19 protein-coding genes are annotated in these 16,268 nt (G+C 48.5%); 13 read left to right on the top strand and 6 right to left on the bottom strand.

Annotated features, from left to right (window positions below):
* The first annotated feature begins 30 nt into the window (after window positions 1-30).
* Window positions 31-303 (top strand): hypothetical protein, encoded by a 273-nt coding sequence (locus IZU26_RS05795; protein ID WP_433277461.1) that lies wholly within the window; start codon window positions 31-33, stop codon window positions 301-303.
* A gap of 349 nt (window positions 304-652) precedes the next feature.
* Here the strand turns inward: IZU26_RS05795 and IZU26_RS05790 are convergent, their stop codons facing one another.
* The 6 genes from IZU26_RS05790 to IZU26_RS05765 form a co-directional block, all read right to left on the bottom strand.
* Entirely contained in the window at window positions 653-913 is a 261-nt protein-coding gene (locus IZU26_RS05790) for a Txe/YoeB family addiction module toxin (protein ID WP_315324555.1), read from the bottom strand.
* Entirely contained in the window at window positions 913-1,155 is a 243-nt protein-coding gene (locus IZU26_RS05785; protein WP_253724775.1) for a type II toxin-antitoxin system Phd/YefM family antitoxin, read from the bottom strand. The genes IZU26_RS05790 and IZU26_RS05785 overlap by 1 nt, the downstream gene beginning before the upstream one ends.
* Before the next feature lie 335 nt (window positions 1,156-1,490).
* Entirely contained in the window at window positions 1,491-2,144 is a 654-nt protein-coding gene (locus IZU26_RS05780; RefSeq protein WP_433277458.1) for a YARHG domain-containing protein, read from the bottom strand.
* A gap of 50 nt (window positions 2,145-2,194) precedes the next feature.
* Entirely contained in the window at window positions 2,195-2,701 is a 507-nt protein-coding gene (locus IZU26_RS05775) for a hypothetical protein (protein ID WP_433277456.1), read from the bottom strand.
* A gap of 9 nt (window positions 2,702-2,710) precedes the next feature.
* Window positions 2,711-5,488, bottom strand: coding sequence for an ankyrin repeat domain-containing protein (locus tag IZU26_RS05770; RefSeq protein WP_433277454.1), 2,778 nt, complete (start codon window positions 5,486-5,488; stop codon window positions 2,711-2,713).
* A 70-nt stretch (window positions 5,489-5,558) separates the two neighbouring features.
* Window positions 5,559-5,981, bottom strand: a complete 423-nt coding sequence (locus IZU26_RS05765; RefSeq protein WP_433277452.1) for a Fur family transcriptional regulator — start codon at window positions 5,979-5,981, stop codon at window positions 5,559-5,561.
* Between the two features lie 250 nt (window positions 5,982-6,231).
* Between IZU26_RS05765 and rpsT the strand changes: the two genes are divergently transcribed.
* From rpsT to IZU26_RS05705, 12 genes are all read left to right on the top strand, one after another.
* On the top strand, window positions 6,232-6,525 hold the full coding sequence (rpsT, locus tag IZU26_RS05760) for a 30S ribosomal protein S20 (RefSeq protein WP_021331221.1): 294 nt from the start codon (window positions 6,232-6,234) through the stop codon (window positions 6,523-6,525).
* 87 nt (window positions 6,526-6,612) lie between these two features.
* Window positions 6,613-6,930 (top strand): HU family DNA-binding protein, encoded by a 318-nt coding sequence (locus tag IZU26_RS05755; RefSeq protein WP_021331214.1) that lies wholly within the window; start codon window positions 6,613-6,615, stop codon window positions 6,928-6,930.
* Window positions 6,927-8,549 (top strand): apolipoprotein N-acyltransferase, encoded by a 1,623-nt coding sequence (lnt, locus tag IZU26_RS05750; RefSeq protein ID WP_433277449.1) that lies wholly within the window; start codon window positions 6,927-6,929, stop codon window positions 8,547-8,549. Before IZU26_RS05755 ends, lnt begins: the two co-directional genes overlap by 4 nt.
* Window positions 8,549-8,974 carry a bactofilin family protein gene (locus IZU26_RS05745; protein WP_021331223.1) on the top strand — a complete coding sequence of 142 codons (426 nt, stop codon included), beginning with the start codon at window positions 8,549-8,551 and terminating at the stop codon, window positions 8,972-8,974. Before lnt ends, IZU26_RS05745 begins: the two co-directional genes overlap by 1 nt.
* Window positions 8,975-9,045: 71 nt before the next feature.
* Entirely contained in the window at window positions 9,046-9,240 is a 195-nt protein-coding gene (locus IZU26_RS05740; RefSeq protein ID WP_021331210.1) for a DNA-directed RNA polymerase subunit omega, read from the top strand.
* Window positions 9,227-10,204 carry a tRNA (adenosine(37)-N6)-dimethylallyltransferase MiaA gene (miaA, locus tag IZU26_RS05735; protein WP_433277447.1) on the top strand — a complete coding sequence of 326 codons (978 nt, stop codon included), beginning with the start codon at window positions 9,227-9,229 and terminating at the stop codon, window positions 10,202-10,204. Before IZU26_RS05740 ends, miaA begins: the two co-directional genes overlap by 14 nt.
* A 149-nt stretch (window positions 10,205-10,353) precedes the next feature.
* Window positions 10,354-12,354, top strand: coding sequence for a 1-deoxy-D-xylulose-5-phosphate synthase (dxs, locus tag IZU26_RS05730; RefSeq protein WP_433277445.1), 2,001 nt, complete (start codon window positions 10,354-10,356; stop codon window positions 12,352-12,354).
* Window positions 12,355-12,367: 13 nt separating this feature from the next.
* The gene (folP, locus tag IZU26_RS05725) at window positions 12,368-13,186 is read left to right on the top strand and encodes a dihydropteroate synthase (RefSeq protein ID WP_433277443.1); all 819 of its coding nucleotides are present in this window, start codon (window positions 12,368-12,370) and stop codon (window positions 13,184-13,186) included.
* A 27-nt stretch (window positions 13,187-13,213) separates the two neighbouring features.
* The gene (gene cdaA / locus IZU26_RS05720) at window positions 13,214-14,029 is read left to right on the top strand and encodes a diadenylate cyclase CdaA (RefSeq protein ID WP_021329237.1); all 816 of its coding nucleotides are present in this window, start codon (window positions 13,214-13,216) and stop codon (window positions 14,027-14,029) included.
* Window positions 14,007-14,969 (top strand): CdaR family protein, encoded by a 963-nt coding sequence (locus IZU26_RS05715; RefSeq protein WP_021329233.1) that lies wholly within the window; start codon window positions 14,007-14,009, stop codon window positions 14,967-14,969. The genes cdaA and IZU26_RS05715 overlap by 23 nt, the downstream gene beginning before the upstream one ends.
* Window positions 14,969-15,343 carry a holo-ACP synthase gene (gene acpS, locus IZU26_RS05710; protein WP_021329240.1) on the top strand — a complete coding sequence of 125 codons (375 nt, stop codon included), beginning with the start codon at window positions 14,969-14,971 and terminating at the stop codon, window positions 15,341-15,343. Before IZU26_RS05715 ends, acpS begins: the two co-directional genes overlap by 1 nt.
* 32 nt (window positions 15,344-15,375) lie before the next feature.
* The gene (locus tag IZU26_RS05705; protein ID WP_310823251.1) at window positions 15,376-16,260 is read left to right on the top strand and encodes a DUF2225 domain-containing protein; all 885 of its coding nucleotides are present in this window, start codon (window positions 15,376-15,378) and stop codon (window positions 16,258-16,260) included.
* The last annotated feature ends 8 nt before the right edge of the window (window positions 16,261-16,268 follow it).

Raw genomic sequence — 16,268 nt, 5'->3', positions numbered from 1 at the left:
AAAGTCCAATATCTTGTGTACTATAATTGTATGACAGATGCATTGACTTCTCTCGAGCGGCAGTACGACGAATGTTTTGAAGGTGAACTGCGTATGCTCGCCCGTCGTCGTGAACAGGATAAGGATTTGACGATCGAAACGCTCGAGATGACGCTCAAGGTACTGTATGAAATCGACGGAAACAATTGGCAAGGACGCAGCGCCGTCGTACAGCGCGCTCTCGACGCGCAGATCGACGCATACGAAAAATTTATCAACGATTGGAAAAAAGAAAAAGATGCCGAGCAGTCGCATTCGGGATAATGTGAATACGGCTTGTATTTGATTATATTCTCTTAAAGAAACATAATTCGAGTTTATTTTTGTGTTAAAATCATCTAATAAAATATATGTGCCCTTTGTAATTATTTCTTAATTAGTATTATCCAATATTCTTTTTTGAAATCCTAAACCTTCCCCAAAAGCGATAATAGCGATTCCTAAGTATATAATTAGATGGATGATTTTCTATTTAATCTAACAACATCACCTTTATTAAACATTTTTTCCTCTTTTCTTATTATGTCATGTGTTAATGACGCATCCGCCTAACTACCGCTTAACCTGCAACACGGCTTGACTGTGTTGTCAGCATTGAAGCGGGTGTCAGGTTTTATTCATAATGAGTCCACATTCTTAGAATACGAACGGTATTTTCTTTTTCGAAAACTTCATATACCAAACGGTGCCGTATATTAATTCTTCTTGAATATTTTCCTGTCAAATCACCGACTAACTTTTCGTAAGGCGGAGGATTTTCAAAAGGATTGTTCTTTATAATTTCAATTAAATGTTTTACCGTTTGTTTCAGATTTGCCTGTTCAATTTTTTTACTGTCTTTCGCCGCCTGTTTTGAATAAACTACAGTCCACATTACCAGTCAAGTTCCTTAATGCTCTCTTCCAATGGTTCGTTACTTGCTTCAATGATTGATTCTCTCATTCCCGGAATAGAGCACAAGTACAAGGTTTCTTGAATTGCATTCCAGTCGTCCTCTGAAATTAAAACCGCATTATTTCTTTTACCGGAAATTATAATCGGTTCATGACAATCTTTTGTTCTGTCAATTAAATTATAAAGGTTTGTTCTGGCTGCCGTCGCTGTTATTACTGCCATTTACATACCTCCCTCATAGTATAAACGTACGAATAATCGTACGTTATGTCAAGAAGCTGTCTCAAAAGTCGATTCCCTTTTCGGCAACCCCTTATGCGTATGCTTCTATTTCCGCGACCGCTCTTTTGATTGCATAAATATATTATACTGATGCATATTTATACAATCAAAAAATTCGACAGAAATAGCGGCGATCCCGTTAAAACAGGTCGATTTTCAGCGTTTTTTTACAAATTTACAAAAAAAATTATTAATTTTTGATGTTCATAAAATTGCATAAATATGCATCCTACACTCGGCTTATAGGGTAAACGGTTTTCATCCTTACTATCTTTTCATTTTTCCAAGAGCTTAATAATTTCAAGAAAGCAATCATCCAAATGACTGAAGGTTTTTTCATTAAAATATTCACTCGGTGTATACCATTCGGTTTTTGAAAAAATATCATTTAAATCTTTCGATTTGAAAATGTAGCCGTATTTTGCGTAGATCGTATTCCGCAAAATACGTAAATCTTCTTTTGAAAATACTTTCATGGTACCGCAGATAAAATCTTCCAAACAATCAAAATCGGAGCTGAATGCTTCTTTCTTTAAATACCATCTGTAGAACTCATTTGCCAAAATACGATAAAAGTCGTTTTTGTCATATAAAATTTCTTCGGTTTTTTTACTCAACCTTTCAGGCGGATCTCCGACTCCGTAAACTGCTCCCGAAAATATTCCTCCGCCGAGATATTTCGGGTAAGATTCTCCGAACGAATAATAATCCTCACCGTCTTCATCTTTATAAAACAAAATATATTTTCTGCCCGCAAAATTAAGAGGATGAATGACAAAGTTTTCTATAAAATAAAATTCATTTGTATAAACTCCGCCGTTATAGTCGGGATAGGTATACGTTTCTTTTACGCATTTTATTTTTTCTCCCGCAAAAGAAGATACGCTTGCAAAAATCAAAACAGCAAAAACAAAAAAATTTTTTTTCATATCTTAATCCTGTATGCGATATCCGTTCGCTTAAGCTGTAACAGACTTTGTCATCCTATTTTTATAATATTAAAACTGAACAAATAAATAATGAATGCACAACCGATATTTGTTATTGCATTTACTATCAGAGAAATGAAAAAGGTTTGTTTGGGATGTATGCCGAGTCTTCGGAATAATACTATATTTACCGGTATTTCTATCAATAAAGTTATCGCGAATATAATGAAGAAATATAAAATAAAAAACTGACTCATAAACTGTATTTCGTGGGAACCTACCCACGGAAACCAGAAAACACCCAGCCAACCCCCGTTTAAAAACAATGACAATACAAATCCCGATATTCCGCTCACTAAGTTTGAAATCGCTAATCGCCAAAATAATTTTTTAAATTCATATTCGCGTTTTAGAAAAAAATAAAAGAGAGCGACTTCAAGCGATAGTATTGCCGCAATGACAGCCCATCCCTGCGGCATCAAAATAAGAATTGCCATTGAAACATTCAATGTCGTCGCAGACAATTTTGTTATAAAATCGTGCAATTCATTTTTCATTTTTCTTTCCTATCGCTTTGCGTTTTCCGCAGCTTTCAGCACGTTTGCCGCATCGTTTCGTTTCCAGCGGAGAGCCGTCATATACGGCGTTTCGCCGGAAATATTTTTTGCGTTTGCGTCGAGTCCGTATGCGAGGAGTTTTCGTATCGTGTCCGCCGATGCCGTGCGAGATGCATAGTGCAGGAGCGTATTGCCTTGTATATCGGATTTCGTTCCGGCATATTTTGCTATATCGGCAAGTATACGCTCTTCGCTTGCAAGCGCGATCGTTGCCGCGTTCCGCCCTTTTTTGTCGATCGATGAAAAAGGATTCGCGCCGTTTTGCAGTAAAATGCGCGCATAGTTTTCATCGTTGTTTTCGACCGCATAACCGAGCGGTGTCATGCCTTCGGCATTGCGCGTGTCGAAGGGATAGCCGAGAGAGGCAAGCAGGGAAAGAATTCGAAGCGGTCCCTTTGCCTGAACGATTATGTGAAAAGGCGTATTGCCGTCGCTGTCGGTTATCGTCCTGTCGTTTCCGAGCACGGTTTTTACGATGCCGTCGCTTTTGTCAAACGCAAGTGAAAAGGGCGTGTTTCCGTTTTTGTCGCGGGAGAGCGCTTTACCTCCTGCATCGCGCACTAAAGCGATGATGCGTGCGTCTCCTGTCAGCACCGCTTCGTGATACGCGTTCCGTCCGTTGATTTCCTGAATCTGGGGATTCGCTTTATTTGAAAGCAGCATCGAGATGACGCCTGTGTTTTGCCCTTTGATCGCATCTATGAGGATCGTTCGTCCCGTGTTGTCGCTTGCGTTTATATCGGCTCCGGAATCGATTAATAATTTCGCCGTCGAAAGTTTTCCCGCAAGCACGGCTTCCGAAAGCGCGGATTTTCCTGCAACGTTTTGCGCATTTACGTCGATACCGAGCTGTACGAGTTCCCGTACGGATGCATCGGCATCCCAGCGGACGGCGGTATGAAGCGGACTGCTTCCGAAATTGTCGCGCACTTTTATCGACGAGCCGCCTTTTACGATGAGGGCGATCATAGCCGGATCGTTCGTCTTTGCCGCACTGAAAAGGGGAGTTTCACCGTTTGCGTTTTTTGCTTCGGGATTTGCTCCCTTTTCGATGAGTGACACAACCGCAGCTTTCAGTCCCCATTCGACTGCGTAGTGCAGAGCAGTGTTGCCGCTTCCGTCGGTCGCACTGATCGTGCGCGATGTGATGAGCCAGCCTTGCGTATCGCCTCCTTTTTTGAGCGCAAGGTGGAGCGGCGAATCGTTGGCGTTGTTTGTCGAAAATATATCGGCATTTTTTGCAAGCAAAAGTTCGCCGATTTTTTTATTGTTCCTTTCGACTGCGAGATAGAGTGCGTTGTTGCCGTCTTTGTTTCGCGCGTTTATATCGTCGGTGAGACTTACGAGGTAGCGGATCTGTTCGATCTGTGCGCCGACGATGATCGCCGTGTGAAGCGGCGTATTGCCGTTCGAATCGTGTGAAAACGCGTTCGTCCGGTTGACGAGCATTTCGAGCATGGCCTGTCCGTCTTTGAACGCGAGAGTGAGGGGAGTGTCTCCCGCTTTATCGGCGGAATTGATGTCGGCGCCGCGATCGGCATAGAATTTGACGTGGGCGAAATTGCGTTTTTGTACCGCAATCAAAAGAGGCGAAACGCCGTCTTTGTTCCGCGCGTTTACATCCGCCCCGGATGCGACAAGCAGTTCGAGGATAACGGGAGAGAGAGATGTCATCGTCGCCGTGTGCAGTACGGTATCGCCGTAAGCGTCTTTTTTTGTGGTGTCGGCTTTGTGCGCGATGAGGATGCGGTATATCGCTTCGCGCTTATCTTCGGGAATGACAAGCATGACGGGCGTTTTTCCGAGATTGTCTTCTGCGTTTACGTCAGCTCCGCTTTCGAGCAGCGCTTTTGCGATATCGATGTCGCCGTAACGCACGGCTTCGTGAAGCGGTGTTGCGCCGGTTATGTCCTGTGCCGATGTAACGGCGCCGTTTACAAGGAGATAGCGCGCGATGCTTTTGTGATGCTTTATCGACGCGATGTGGAGCGGTGTCTGCCCGTCGCCGAATCGGTAATTGACGTTGCGTTCGGAAACTGCGGTTTGAAAATACGAAAATTGCACATTGTTCGTTTCGGCTCCCGCCGTTATTAAATCGGCTGCGATTACGACGGATTTTTCGTCGCCGAAATCTTCGAGCGCGATGTCGAGCGGCGTTTTTCCCGCATTGTTTTGTACGGAAACGGGAATGCCTTTTTTGATGCACGCGCGTACGGCGCTCTCGTTTTTCAGCGCGGCGCAATAGTGGACGATCGTGTTGCCGTCCGTATCGCGTTCTCTTCCGGTTTTTTGCGTGATAAACGCCGTTTCGTAGACATCGCTTTTTTCCAATCCCGCTTCGAATGCCGTTTTTCCGTCCGCATTGTGTACGAAAACACCGCTTCCGTTTTCGGCAAAAACTCGTGCTGCGCTTAAGCTGTCATTTTTGATTGCGGCATGCAGAGGTGTATCTCCGTCGGAATTGATTTTTGTGTCGTCGGCGCCTTTTATCAATAAAAAGAGTGCCAAATCCGCATCATCGACGATCGCGGCTGCATGGAGCGGCGTATTTCCCGATGCGCCGGTTTCGTTTATATCGTATTTCGATTGGAAAAGGCTTTTCGCTTCGTTTCCTTTACCGCTTAAAATCAATGCGACGACGGATCTTTCTTTGGGTGTCGACGTACATGCAAATATAACAAAGCAGAAAATGAATGAGGCAGCGTATGTGAGTGTCTTTTTAATCATCGTATTTTCTCCCGATAGATTTCTTTTTAGAATATCGGGAAAAAACGGCGGACGATTGAGCGAAATTGCGTCAGCGCTTTGCGCAGTCGCGGCAAATGCCCCACATATTGGTCTGCATCTTTGTCATGGCAAAGCCTTCCGGAAGGGCGTCCGTACACTTGAGCATATAGTCGGCGATGTTCGCATCGTCGAAGACGTCGAAAACTTTGCCGCATTTTTCACATTTAAAATGGATGTGCGGTCGTATGTCCGCGTCGTAGCGGAGTTTATCGTCTTCGATTTTGAGAGAATGCACGAGCTTTTTTTCTTCGAATAATTTCAGCGTATTGTATATGGTCGTTTTCGACAGCGTCGGATATTCCGGCGACAGGGAAGCGGAGAGCGTTTCCACCGTCGGATGCACGGGATGTTCGCACAGATAGGAATAGACTGCGACGCGCTGTACCGAGGGTCTGACTCCGGCTTCGCTGAGTGTTGTGTGGTAATTTTTCATAATTGCACCTCTTCCTGTTTTATATCCGGTTGATTTCTATATCCGTTCGATTACTATAGCCGTTTTCAAAAAGAATGTACAGTCCCCGATTGTAAATATGAATTATCTGTAAATCGGTAACTTGTATAATTCGGGAAGATATCGAAATCATGTATGAGTTTTTCGATGAGATTTTCCGTACGCTTGACTAAAGCGAAGCGCTTCGATACTATATGTACATTCATTTTAGGTCATTAACTGGGGGTTTCCTTTGGCAAAAAAACAGACGTCTGCGGAAAAAAGATTTAAGCAGAGCGAAGCGCGCCGCCTTCATAATAAAGCGATTAAGTCGCGGTGCAAAACGGCCGTAAAACACTTCGTTGCAGCTGTGCAGCGCAAAGATCAAAAAACGGCGGAAGACTTGTACAATCTCGTTCAAAAAGAACTCGATTCCGCGCGCAGCAAAGGCGTTCTCAAACACAATACCGCCGCGCGCAAAAAGTCCCGCATGAAAAAACTGTTCAATGTGACTTTTGCTTCTCCTGCAGAAGCGGCCGCAAAATAAGTATTGCCTGTCTCCAAAAAATTCCGGAGGAAGCCGTCAGCGCGGTTTCTGCCGGAGTTCTTTTTTTATCGCCGTATCGGGAATTCTATGCCTCGGAAAAAAATAACAAAATACGACCTTATCGAATCGGTGTACCGGAATACGAATTGCGAACGGCGCATCGTTCAAGAGGTGATGGAAAATTTTCTGGGGGAAATAAAAAAATCGCTTATGGGAGGCGCGACGATCGAACTGCGCGGCTTCGGAACTTTTGAACCGCGCTTGCGCAAAGGCAGATCGGTCGCGCGGAATCCGAAAACCGGCGAAACGCTTTCCGTCGATCCGCACTACGTCGCCGCGTTCCGCTCCGGTCAGGAACTCAAAAAATCGCTGTGGAATCTCAAGGAAGAGCAGGCCGAACAATGACGCTTACGGAAAACCGTTCCGCGCCGAACCGTTTTTTTATTAATGCTCTTTTAGCGCTTGCGGGTGCGGTTTTGTTCGCGCTCGCAAATCCCGGTTTTATCTTTTCAAAAGGCGTTCCGCTCGCAGCATGGGTGATGTATTTTCCCGCCTTTATGCTCGTCCGCCGTTCCTCTTTTAAAACGGTGTGGTTGTGGGGCGGCGTATACGGAGCGCTTTCATACTGTTTGTACGTTTCGTGGCTTATCACCTTTCACGTCGTTGCCGCCGCTGCGATAAGCGTCGAATATTTTATTTCGTACGCGCTGCTCTTTTTGTGCTTAAAGATCGCCGACAGGTTTTGCGGACGTCACGCGTGGATCGCCGAATGGCTCATCCTCTGTTCGCACGAATACCTTAAAACGACGGGCTTTGCAGGATTTTCGTACGGCGTTGCAGGCTATACGCAGTGGCAAAATCTCGTCCTCATTCAGAGTGCATCCCTTTTCGGCGTGTGGGCGCTTACCTTTCTCATCGATTTTACGTCCGCATGGCTGTATGCCGTGTATATCGGTGCGGAAACAAAAGACATCGCGGGCTTTAGAGCATCGGCAAAACGGCGTGTGTGCGGTATTGGGCTTTGGGCTTTCACGCTTGTCGCATTCGCCGCATACGGAGGCGCACTCCTTTCGCAAAAAAATAAAAACGGAACATATATTAAAGTCTGTGCGGTACAGCACAATAGCGATCCGTGGCAGGGCGATATAGTTTCCTACGAACGCGATGTTAAAACGCTCATGACGCTGACGGAGCGCGCGCTTTCGGAAGATCCCGACATAGCGCTTGTCGTGTGGCCGGAGACGGCCGTCGTTCCGTCGATTTTGACGCACTATACCAAGCGGCTCGACAGGAGAAGGTTCGACCTTATCAATTCGGTGCTGCACTTTATCGACGGAAAAAAAGCCGTATTCGTGGTCGGAAACTTTCATTCCGTTGACACGGGCGGCACTCGCACCGACGATTACAACAGCGCTTTCGTCTTTACGCCCGGAAAAAACGTCGTGCCGCCGGAACCTGCGATCTATCGGAAAATTCACTTGGTGCCGTTTACGGAAACGGTGCCTTTTGCAAAGCGGCTTCCTTGGCTCTACGATGCGCTTGAAAAAGCGGATACGCATTTATGGGCGCGGGGCAGGGAGCGCACCGTTTTTCACGCTGCGGGAATTTCGTTTTCCGTGCCGATCTGTTTTGAAGATACTTTCGGCGACGATTGCCGCTGTTTTGTCGCAAGCGGCGCGCGTGCTTTTATCAATATGTCGAACGACGCGTGGTCGAAAAGCTTGAGCTGTCAAAATCAACACCTCGCGATGGCGGTTTTCCGATGCGCCGAAAATCGAGTGCCCGCCGTTCGGAGTACCGCCTCGGGGCAGACGTGCATCGTCGACCGTACCGGAAAGATTTTGTGCGAAGCGGAGCCGTTTACCGAAACGTATTTAACCGGCATGATGCCCGCCGCGGATGACAGTGCGGGAAAAACGCTGTATAATAAAATAGGTGATGCCCTTGCGATTTTTTTTGTCGCGGCGGCTTTGCTCATGTGTGCTGTGTGCATTATTTTAAATGGAAAACGAAGTAGGATATAATGGCGGAAAAACACGACGACGAAAAAATCAATGTGACGATATTCGGACCGGAAACGGAGTTCGACGGCGAACTTGAATTTTCGGATAAGCTTATCATTACCGGAAAATTCAACGGAAAGATAAAAGCGAGCGGAGACTTGGAAATCGCAAAGGACGCGGTGTGTACCGGAGAGACGATTACGGCGCGCTCTATTATCGTGTCGGGAAGCGTTACCGGAAACCTCGAAGCATCCGAGCGCGTTGAAATATGCAGCGGCAGCAGCGTTACCGGCGATATAACGACATCTCGTCTTCGCATTGCAAGCGACGTCAATTTTGAAGGGCAGGTTACGATGCTCGATAAAGAGCCGGACATCGATCTGTTTTCCGTCGCATCTTCCGAATACAAAGACGCGCTCGCGCTGAAATCCGACGCGATCCATTGATCTGAAAGCGACACAACACGTCGTCTTTACAACGATGTGTTTTTCTCTTATAATATCGCGTGAGGTAGTATATGGTATTTCCGCTTGAAGAACTCGTAAAATACAGCGACAATATTTATGAAATCACTGTTGCGGCGAGCCGCCGTGCGTTTCAGATGGCAAAGGTCGAAGATCCGGAAATCGAAGAAAACGACGGCAAAGTCGTTTCCCTTGCCGCGCGTCAGCTTTTTGACGACGAAGTGACGTTTAAGATTGAACGACAATGACGCCGTCATTCCGGTGCTCGTCCTCTTTGCACCGACGGCTTCGGGAAAGACTGCTTTGCTGCAAACGCTGTTTGCACGGAGCAGTCTCTCTTTTTTTAACGGACTGGCGGAAATCGTCAGTGCCGATTCGATGCAAGTGTACCGCGGCATGGATATCGGAACGGCAAAGCCCGACGCATTTTTTCTTTCCGAACTCCCGCATCATCTAATCGATATATGCGATCCCCACGATTTTTTTTCGGCTGCGGATTTTATCGCGCGTGCGGACGACGCGTGTGCGGATATCTTTTCACGCGGCAAACTGCCGGTCGTTTCGGGCGGTACGGGATTTTACATCCGCTCTTTTATGCTGGGTTTGCCCGAAACTCCGGCCGTCGACGCGTCCCTCCGCGCAAAACTGCATGATGAAATGCAAACGCTCGGCGCCGAAAAGATGTGGGAGCGTCTTTTATCGCTTGATCCCGAAAGCGCACGCATCATCCACAAAAACGATAGCTACCGTATACAGCGGGCGCTCGAAATCGTGACGGCTACGGGAAAACCGCGGAGCTTTTTTGCCGGGCGGCCCTGTCTTCGAAAGCGTTACGATTTTTGTACGCTCATCCTTACGATGCCTCGCCAAGCGCTGTACGAGCGCATAGACGCGCGCGTGGATGAGATGTTTCGCGCGGGGCTTTCGGACGAAGTGAAAAAACTCATCGGTGCAGGCTGTACGGAAAAATCGCCTGCCATGCGTGCGATCGGCTATCGCGAGTGGTTTTCGCTCGGAAGCGAAGAGGAGGTAAAAGCGCGCATAAAAGCGTCGAGCCGAGCTTATGCGAAAAAACAGTATACGTATATGCACAATATACCCGGTGCCTTTGTGTTTCCGTATGACGGAAGCACCGAAGCTGCGCGCAAAATCGCGGAGACGGCGGTCGCGCCGTTTTTGAAAAAATACGAAAATATTTCGTCACGGTCTTGACGCATTACGCGAATTTTGCGATACTGGAAAACACTATTCGATGTAAGGAGTATGTTGTGCCCTGCGGAAAAAAAAGAAAACGTCAAAAGATGGCGACACATAAGCGAAAGAAGATGCTCAGGAAAAACAGACACAAGAACAAATGATTTTTGCTTAAACTTTGTGAAGAGGCCGCGTGTGTTCGTGTAACCGACGCGGTCTTTTTTGTTTGTAATTACGGAGGTTTTTTTACGATCCTTTCCGGCATACGTTCCCCTCAAGATATTAAAAAACTTCCGTCGTCCGAGCTTCCCGTTCTCGCGCGCGAAATCAGAAAAACGATTATCGAAGTCGTAGGCAAAAACGGCGGTCACCTCGCAAGCAATCTCGGCGTCGTCGAACTTACGATTGCGCTGCACCGCGTGTTTTCGAGTCCCGAAGACGCGATCGTGTGGGATGTAAGCCACCAGTGCTACGCGCATAAACTGCTGACCGGGCGCTATGCTTCGTTTCCGACGCTCCGACTTTCGGGCGGCATTTCGGGGTTTACGCGGCGGGGCGAAAGCGAGCACGATTTTTTCAGCGCCGGCCACGCGTCGACGTCGATCTCTTCGGCGCTCGGTCTCCTCGTCTCACGAAGCATTCAAAACAAAGGCGGAAAGGTCGTCGCTGTTATCGGCGACGGAGCGCTTACGGGGGGCATGGCTTTCGAAGCGCTGTCGCACGCGGGACAGCTTGCAAAAAATCTCATCGTCGTGCTCAACGACAATCAGATGTCGATCGATCACAATACGGGATCCATTTCGCGCTATCTTTCGCGGATGACGATGTCAGCCCAGTATCAAACCGTCCGCTATAAAATCGACCGCTTTATCGACCGCGTTCCGTATTTTAACAAAAAACTTGAAAAGCTCGCGTTCCGCTTTAAACGTGCCCTCAAGGGTATGTTTTTGACGAACAATTTGTTTGTCGATTTGGGATTCGAATACGTAGGCCCCTTGAACGGGCACAACGAACAGACGCTTGAAAAGGTGTTCCGCCGCGTGGAAAAACTTCCGCGTCCGGTCGTCGTCCACGTCGTGACGAAAAAGGGCAAGGGCTACAGTCCCGCCGAAGACAATCCCGAACGTTTTCACGGCATCGGTCCCTTTCTCATATCCGACGGCACGGTCGAAAAATTCGATGAATTGAGTTTTACCGAATCGTTCAGCGGCGCCCTCCTTGCGCTTGCCGAAAAGGATGAAAAGATCGTCGCCGTGACGGCCGCCATGGCGAAGGGTACGGGCTTGAACGCTTTTGCGCGCCGTTATCCGAACCGCTTTTTCGACGTCGGCATCGCCGAAGAACACGCCGTCACTTTTGCGGGCGCTCTCGCGCGGGGCGGTCTCGTGCCGGTCGTGTGCATCTATTCGACCTTTATGCAGCGGGCGATCGATCAGATGATTCACGATATCGCGCTGCAGGACGTTCATGCCGTTTTTATGCTCGACCGCGCGGGCGCCGTTCCGGGAGACGGTGAGACGCATCAGGGCTTGTTCGATATCGCTCTTTTGCGCCCGATTCCGCATCTTCGCATATTGTGTCCCGCGAGCGCCGAAGATTTGAAACGCTGTCTTTCTTTTGCCGTCGAGTCCGAGGGTGCAACGGTGATCCGCTATCCGAAGCTCACCTGTCCGTCGGAGCAGGCATCTTTTTTTTCCCCGGTCGAAGAGGGGAGGGGCGTCATCGTTTCGGCAGCGGATATTGCGCCTTTGCAAGCGGCGGAATTCGAAGAAAAAAAAGCGGGAACTTTTTTCCGCACGCTCTTTGTGTGTACGGGCGGAATGTACGCGGAAACGCTCGTCGCATCGCGATCGCTTTTGATGAAGGGCATATATGCCGATATCTACGCGCTCCGTTTTATTAAGCCGATAGACGAAGACTATTTTGCGCGCATCGCCTCCTCTTACGACGGAGCGGTTATCGTCGAAGACGGAGTTTTGACCGGCGGCATCGCTTCGTATCTCGAAGGGGTCTTGGTAAAGCGCGGTATGCGACTCGTCGCCTTAAAAGCCTTTGAAGATCGATTTTATCCCCAAGGAACGCGATCCGAAATCTGCCGAGATGCGCACATGTCGAGCGAAGATATCGCGGCGGCGGTGCTACACCTCGTCGAAAGTCGAAACGCCTAAAGGGGTGCGGCCGGTGAAAACGCTTTTTCTAAAAGACGGAATTATTAAAACGGAAATGTCCGCCTTTGTTATGGGCATCGTAAACGCGACGCCCGATTCGTTTTGGGAAGGGAGCAGGGGAGGCGAAAACCTTGCGCTGAAGCTCATCGATGAAGGAGCCGACATCATCGACATAGGCGGAGAATCGACGAGGCCGGGGGCGGCATACGTGTCGGCGGAAGAAGAGATACGGCGCATCATTCCGGTGATCAAAAAGATTCGAGCCGCATCGTCCGTAGCGATTTCGGTCGATACGCGGAAAAAGGAAGTGATCGAAGCGGCAGTTTCGGAAGGCGCGGATATCTTAAACGACGTTTCCGCTCTCGAAGACGATGAGGATATCGCATCCTTTGCCGCCGAAAAAGGAATCCCCGTCATACTGATGCATAAACGCGGAATTCCTGCTATAATGCAAAACGATACGTCGTATCGAGACGTGTTTCGGGAAGTGGACGCATACCTTGCCTCTCGCGTTTCGTATGCGCTTTCCCGAGGCATCGAGTCGAATAAAATCATCGTCGATCCGGGAATCGGTTTCGGCAAAGATTTCGAAGCGAATCGCATTCTTATTAAAAACTGCGGAAAGCTTTGCGGCGGCTCTTATCCCGTTCTCATGGCGCTGTCGCGGAAAACCTGCATCGGCGAGATGACGGGGAAGCGCGCCGAAGATCGGCTCTGCGGCACGATTGCGGCAAATATGATCGCCGTTATGAGAGGTGCGTCTATCGTCCGCGTACACGACGTCGGAGCGGCGCTCGATTCGCTTCGCGTCATGAAAGCATTGGTCGATTAAGTTTTTATATTGTAACGGAGGATTATATTGAAATCGTTGGACAGTCTGCGTGCGGCATACGATTATATCCGGCTTATTCTCGATATAGGTATCCTCACGTTTATCCTGTATAAAGCGTACGAGCTCATCGTCAAAACGAACGGCATGCAGATTATCCGCGCCGCCGTCATCGTCGGCTTAGCCTATGCCGCTTCCATTTTTTTGCATCTGGAAACGCTGCAGTGGATTTTAAACGTTATGGGGCCGGGCTTTCTCATCGCGTTCGCGATCGTGTTTCAGCCGGAAATGCGAAAACTCTTTTTAAAGCTTGGACAGAGCAGGTGGTTCGCTTTCGGCAGCCGCTCAAAGCATACCTACGTCGATTCGGTTTTGATCGCGGCTGAGATACTGTCAAAACAAAAACGAGGCATGCTCGTCGTATTCGAGCGGCACACGAAGATGGATGACATCCTCAACACCGGTACCAAGCTCAACGCCGATCTTTCGTCGAGCCTGCTCGTGACGATTTTCGGCATGGACACGCCTCTTCACGACGGCGCGTGTTTTGTACTCGGCGGAAAGCTCCTCGCCGCAGGCTGTTTTTTGCCGCTGAGCGAACAGTATGATATTAAAAAAACCTTCGGTACGCGCCACCGCGCCGCCCTCGGTCTTTCGGAAGTTTCCGATGCCGTTGTGCTCGTCGTGTCGGAAGAGACGGGAGCGATAAGCCTCGCATACGATTCGAAATTGCACTACGATTTGACGATGACGGAGCTGACGAAGATTCTCGAAAACCTTCTCGAAATTACGCCCGACGCATATCAGGTAGAGGATACGATAGATGAAAGTAAAGCGGCTGTTTGAAACGATTATGGAAAATTGGCCGGCAAAAGTGATCTGCTTCGGCCTCGCGCTCGTGCTCTATCTCGTGCATATCACATCGCTCCTCGACCGGAAAACGTACACCGTTCCGTTAAAGGTCGTCGCTGACGGCGGCATGTATCCGATGAGCGATTATCCCGAATACGTGCGCATTACGGTGCGTTCGACGGCGGAAAACATTGCCGAAACGCTGCAAAGCGATTTTAAGGCGACGCTTGACTTAACAAAATACGAACAGGAAGGGAGCTTTTCGGTGCCTGTATCCGTGTACTTGGCGCCGAAGCTTTTACTCATGGATCCCTTTGAAATAAAATTAAATCCCGAATCGGTGTCCGTGCGTCTCGAAGAAAAAACGCTGAAATACGTTTCTGTCGCGCCTTCTCTTTCAGGTGAAGTGCAGCACGGTTATGTCGTTACGAAAATGTCGGTGGAGCCTGCTACGGTCGAAATCACAGGTCCTCGCAGGGCGGTCGGCGAAACGAAGCAAGTGTATACATCCGCGATCGACGTAACGGCTCTTGCCGCGTCGAAAACATTTGAAGCGTCGCTGCAAAATATCAATTCGCTCCTGGCGATAAATCCCGCAAAATCCTATACCGTGCGGATCGAAGTTGCGGAAGAAGCGCTTGTAAAAAAGTTTACCGACGTACCGGTACAGCTCTTGTTTTTGCCGGAATCGTTCGAAGCCGAGGGAGAATCTCCGAAGATAAGTTTCGATGTGGCGGGGACGGTGCCGACGCTTGAAGATTATGAACTTTCGGATGGTGCCGTATACGCCGACTGCAGCGCGATCGATAGAGCGGGTACTTACGATTTGCCCGTGTACATTACGCTTCCGTCGTATTTTCAAATCGAAAATCAAAGCGCGGAAACGGTGAGCGTTACGATAAGCGCACGGCGCGAAGCGCAGGCGGAGGACTGATGATCTACGGCATCGGAACCGACATTGCCGATGTGCGTCGCTTTGCGAAATGGGTCGAAAACCCCGATTTAATCTCGCGTTTTTTCAATAAACGCGAAATAAAAACTTCCGGTTCTCGTCAAAAACTGCAAGAACACTACGCATCGCGCTTTGCCGTCAAAGAAGCTTTTTCGAAAGCGCTCGGAACCGGTGTCTCAGGTTTTGAGCTTGCCGATGTTTATGTCGGACACAATGAAGAAGGCAAGCCCGAACTTTGCCTCGAAAGGCGCGCCGCATCCCTTGTCGAAATGCGATGCGGAAAGACTGTGCGGATATCGGTATCGCTGAGCCACGAAAAGGAATATACTGTTGCATTTGTCGTCATTGAAGTGTAGAATTGTTTTATGATTCGTACAGAGGTGGGGATATGACGATTCAAGGCGTAAAAAAGGAATCCGATAAAAAGAAAATCGCGCTTTCGTATTGGTCGAAAGATAAGTGCCTGTGTCCCGTGTGCCATAAAGAATTCGATCGAGAGATCATGTTGTCGGGACAGGGCAGAATGATCGCCGGAAAGCTCACCGACGAACTGCACCGCATTTTCGAACCGTCGAAACGCTACGGAAAGATATATCCCCTTATCTACGACATCGGCGCGTGTCCGAACTGCTTTACGGCGATGCTGTGGTCGGATTTTAAAGACATCAAAAATAAAGACGCGATGGAAAAGATGTATTCCAATTCCGAAAAGCGAAAAAAAGCGGTCAATATCGTCTTTCCGTATTTCGACCTGCACCGACAGCGCTCGCTTTTCGACGGCTGTGCAATGTATTACCTTGCACTCCTTACCTACGAGGATGCGAACGTCGAAATGCTTCCGACGATGAAGCGCGCGATCTTGACGTTGCGCCTCGCGTGGCTTACGTCGGAATTGAACGAGAGGTGTCCCGGTCACAATTACGATTATATGTCGAAAGTGCTCTATCAAAAGGCGACGTTTTTTTACGAGCAGGCTGTCGTAAACGAAATGAACCGCGTCGAAAAAAGCTCGACGCTCGTAAACTGCGGCCCCGATATGGATAAAAATTACGGCTGGGACGGAGTCATTTACCTATGTGCTCTGCTCGAATACAAATACGGACAGACGGACGACCAGCAGCTCCGCCTCAAAAAATTGAGCCAGGCGAAAACGGCAATCGCGCGCATCTTCGGGCTCGGAAAGTCGTCGAAAGCGAAGCCCGGCCCCTTGCTCGAAAAATCGCGCGACCTCTACGATAAACTTTCGGCCGAAGTGCGCGACGACAATATTTAGAAAAGCCG

It is taken from the genome of Treponema sp. SP13, from assembly GCF_050938355.1.
Classification (GTDB): domain Bacteria; phylum Spirochaetota; class Spirochaetia; order Treponematales; family Treponemataceae; genus Treponema_D; species Treponema_D socranskii.
Note: the sequence above shows the minus strand (reverse complement) of the source record. Positions and strands in the feature narration are given on the sequence as shown.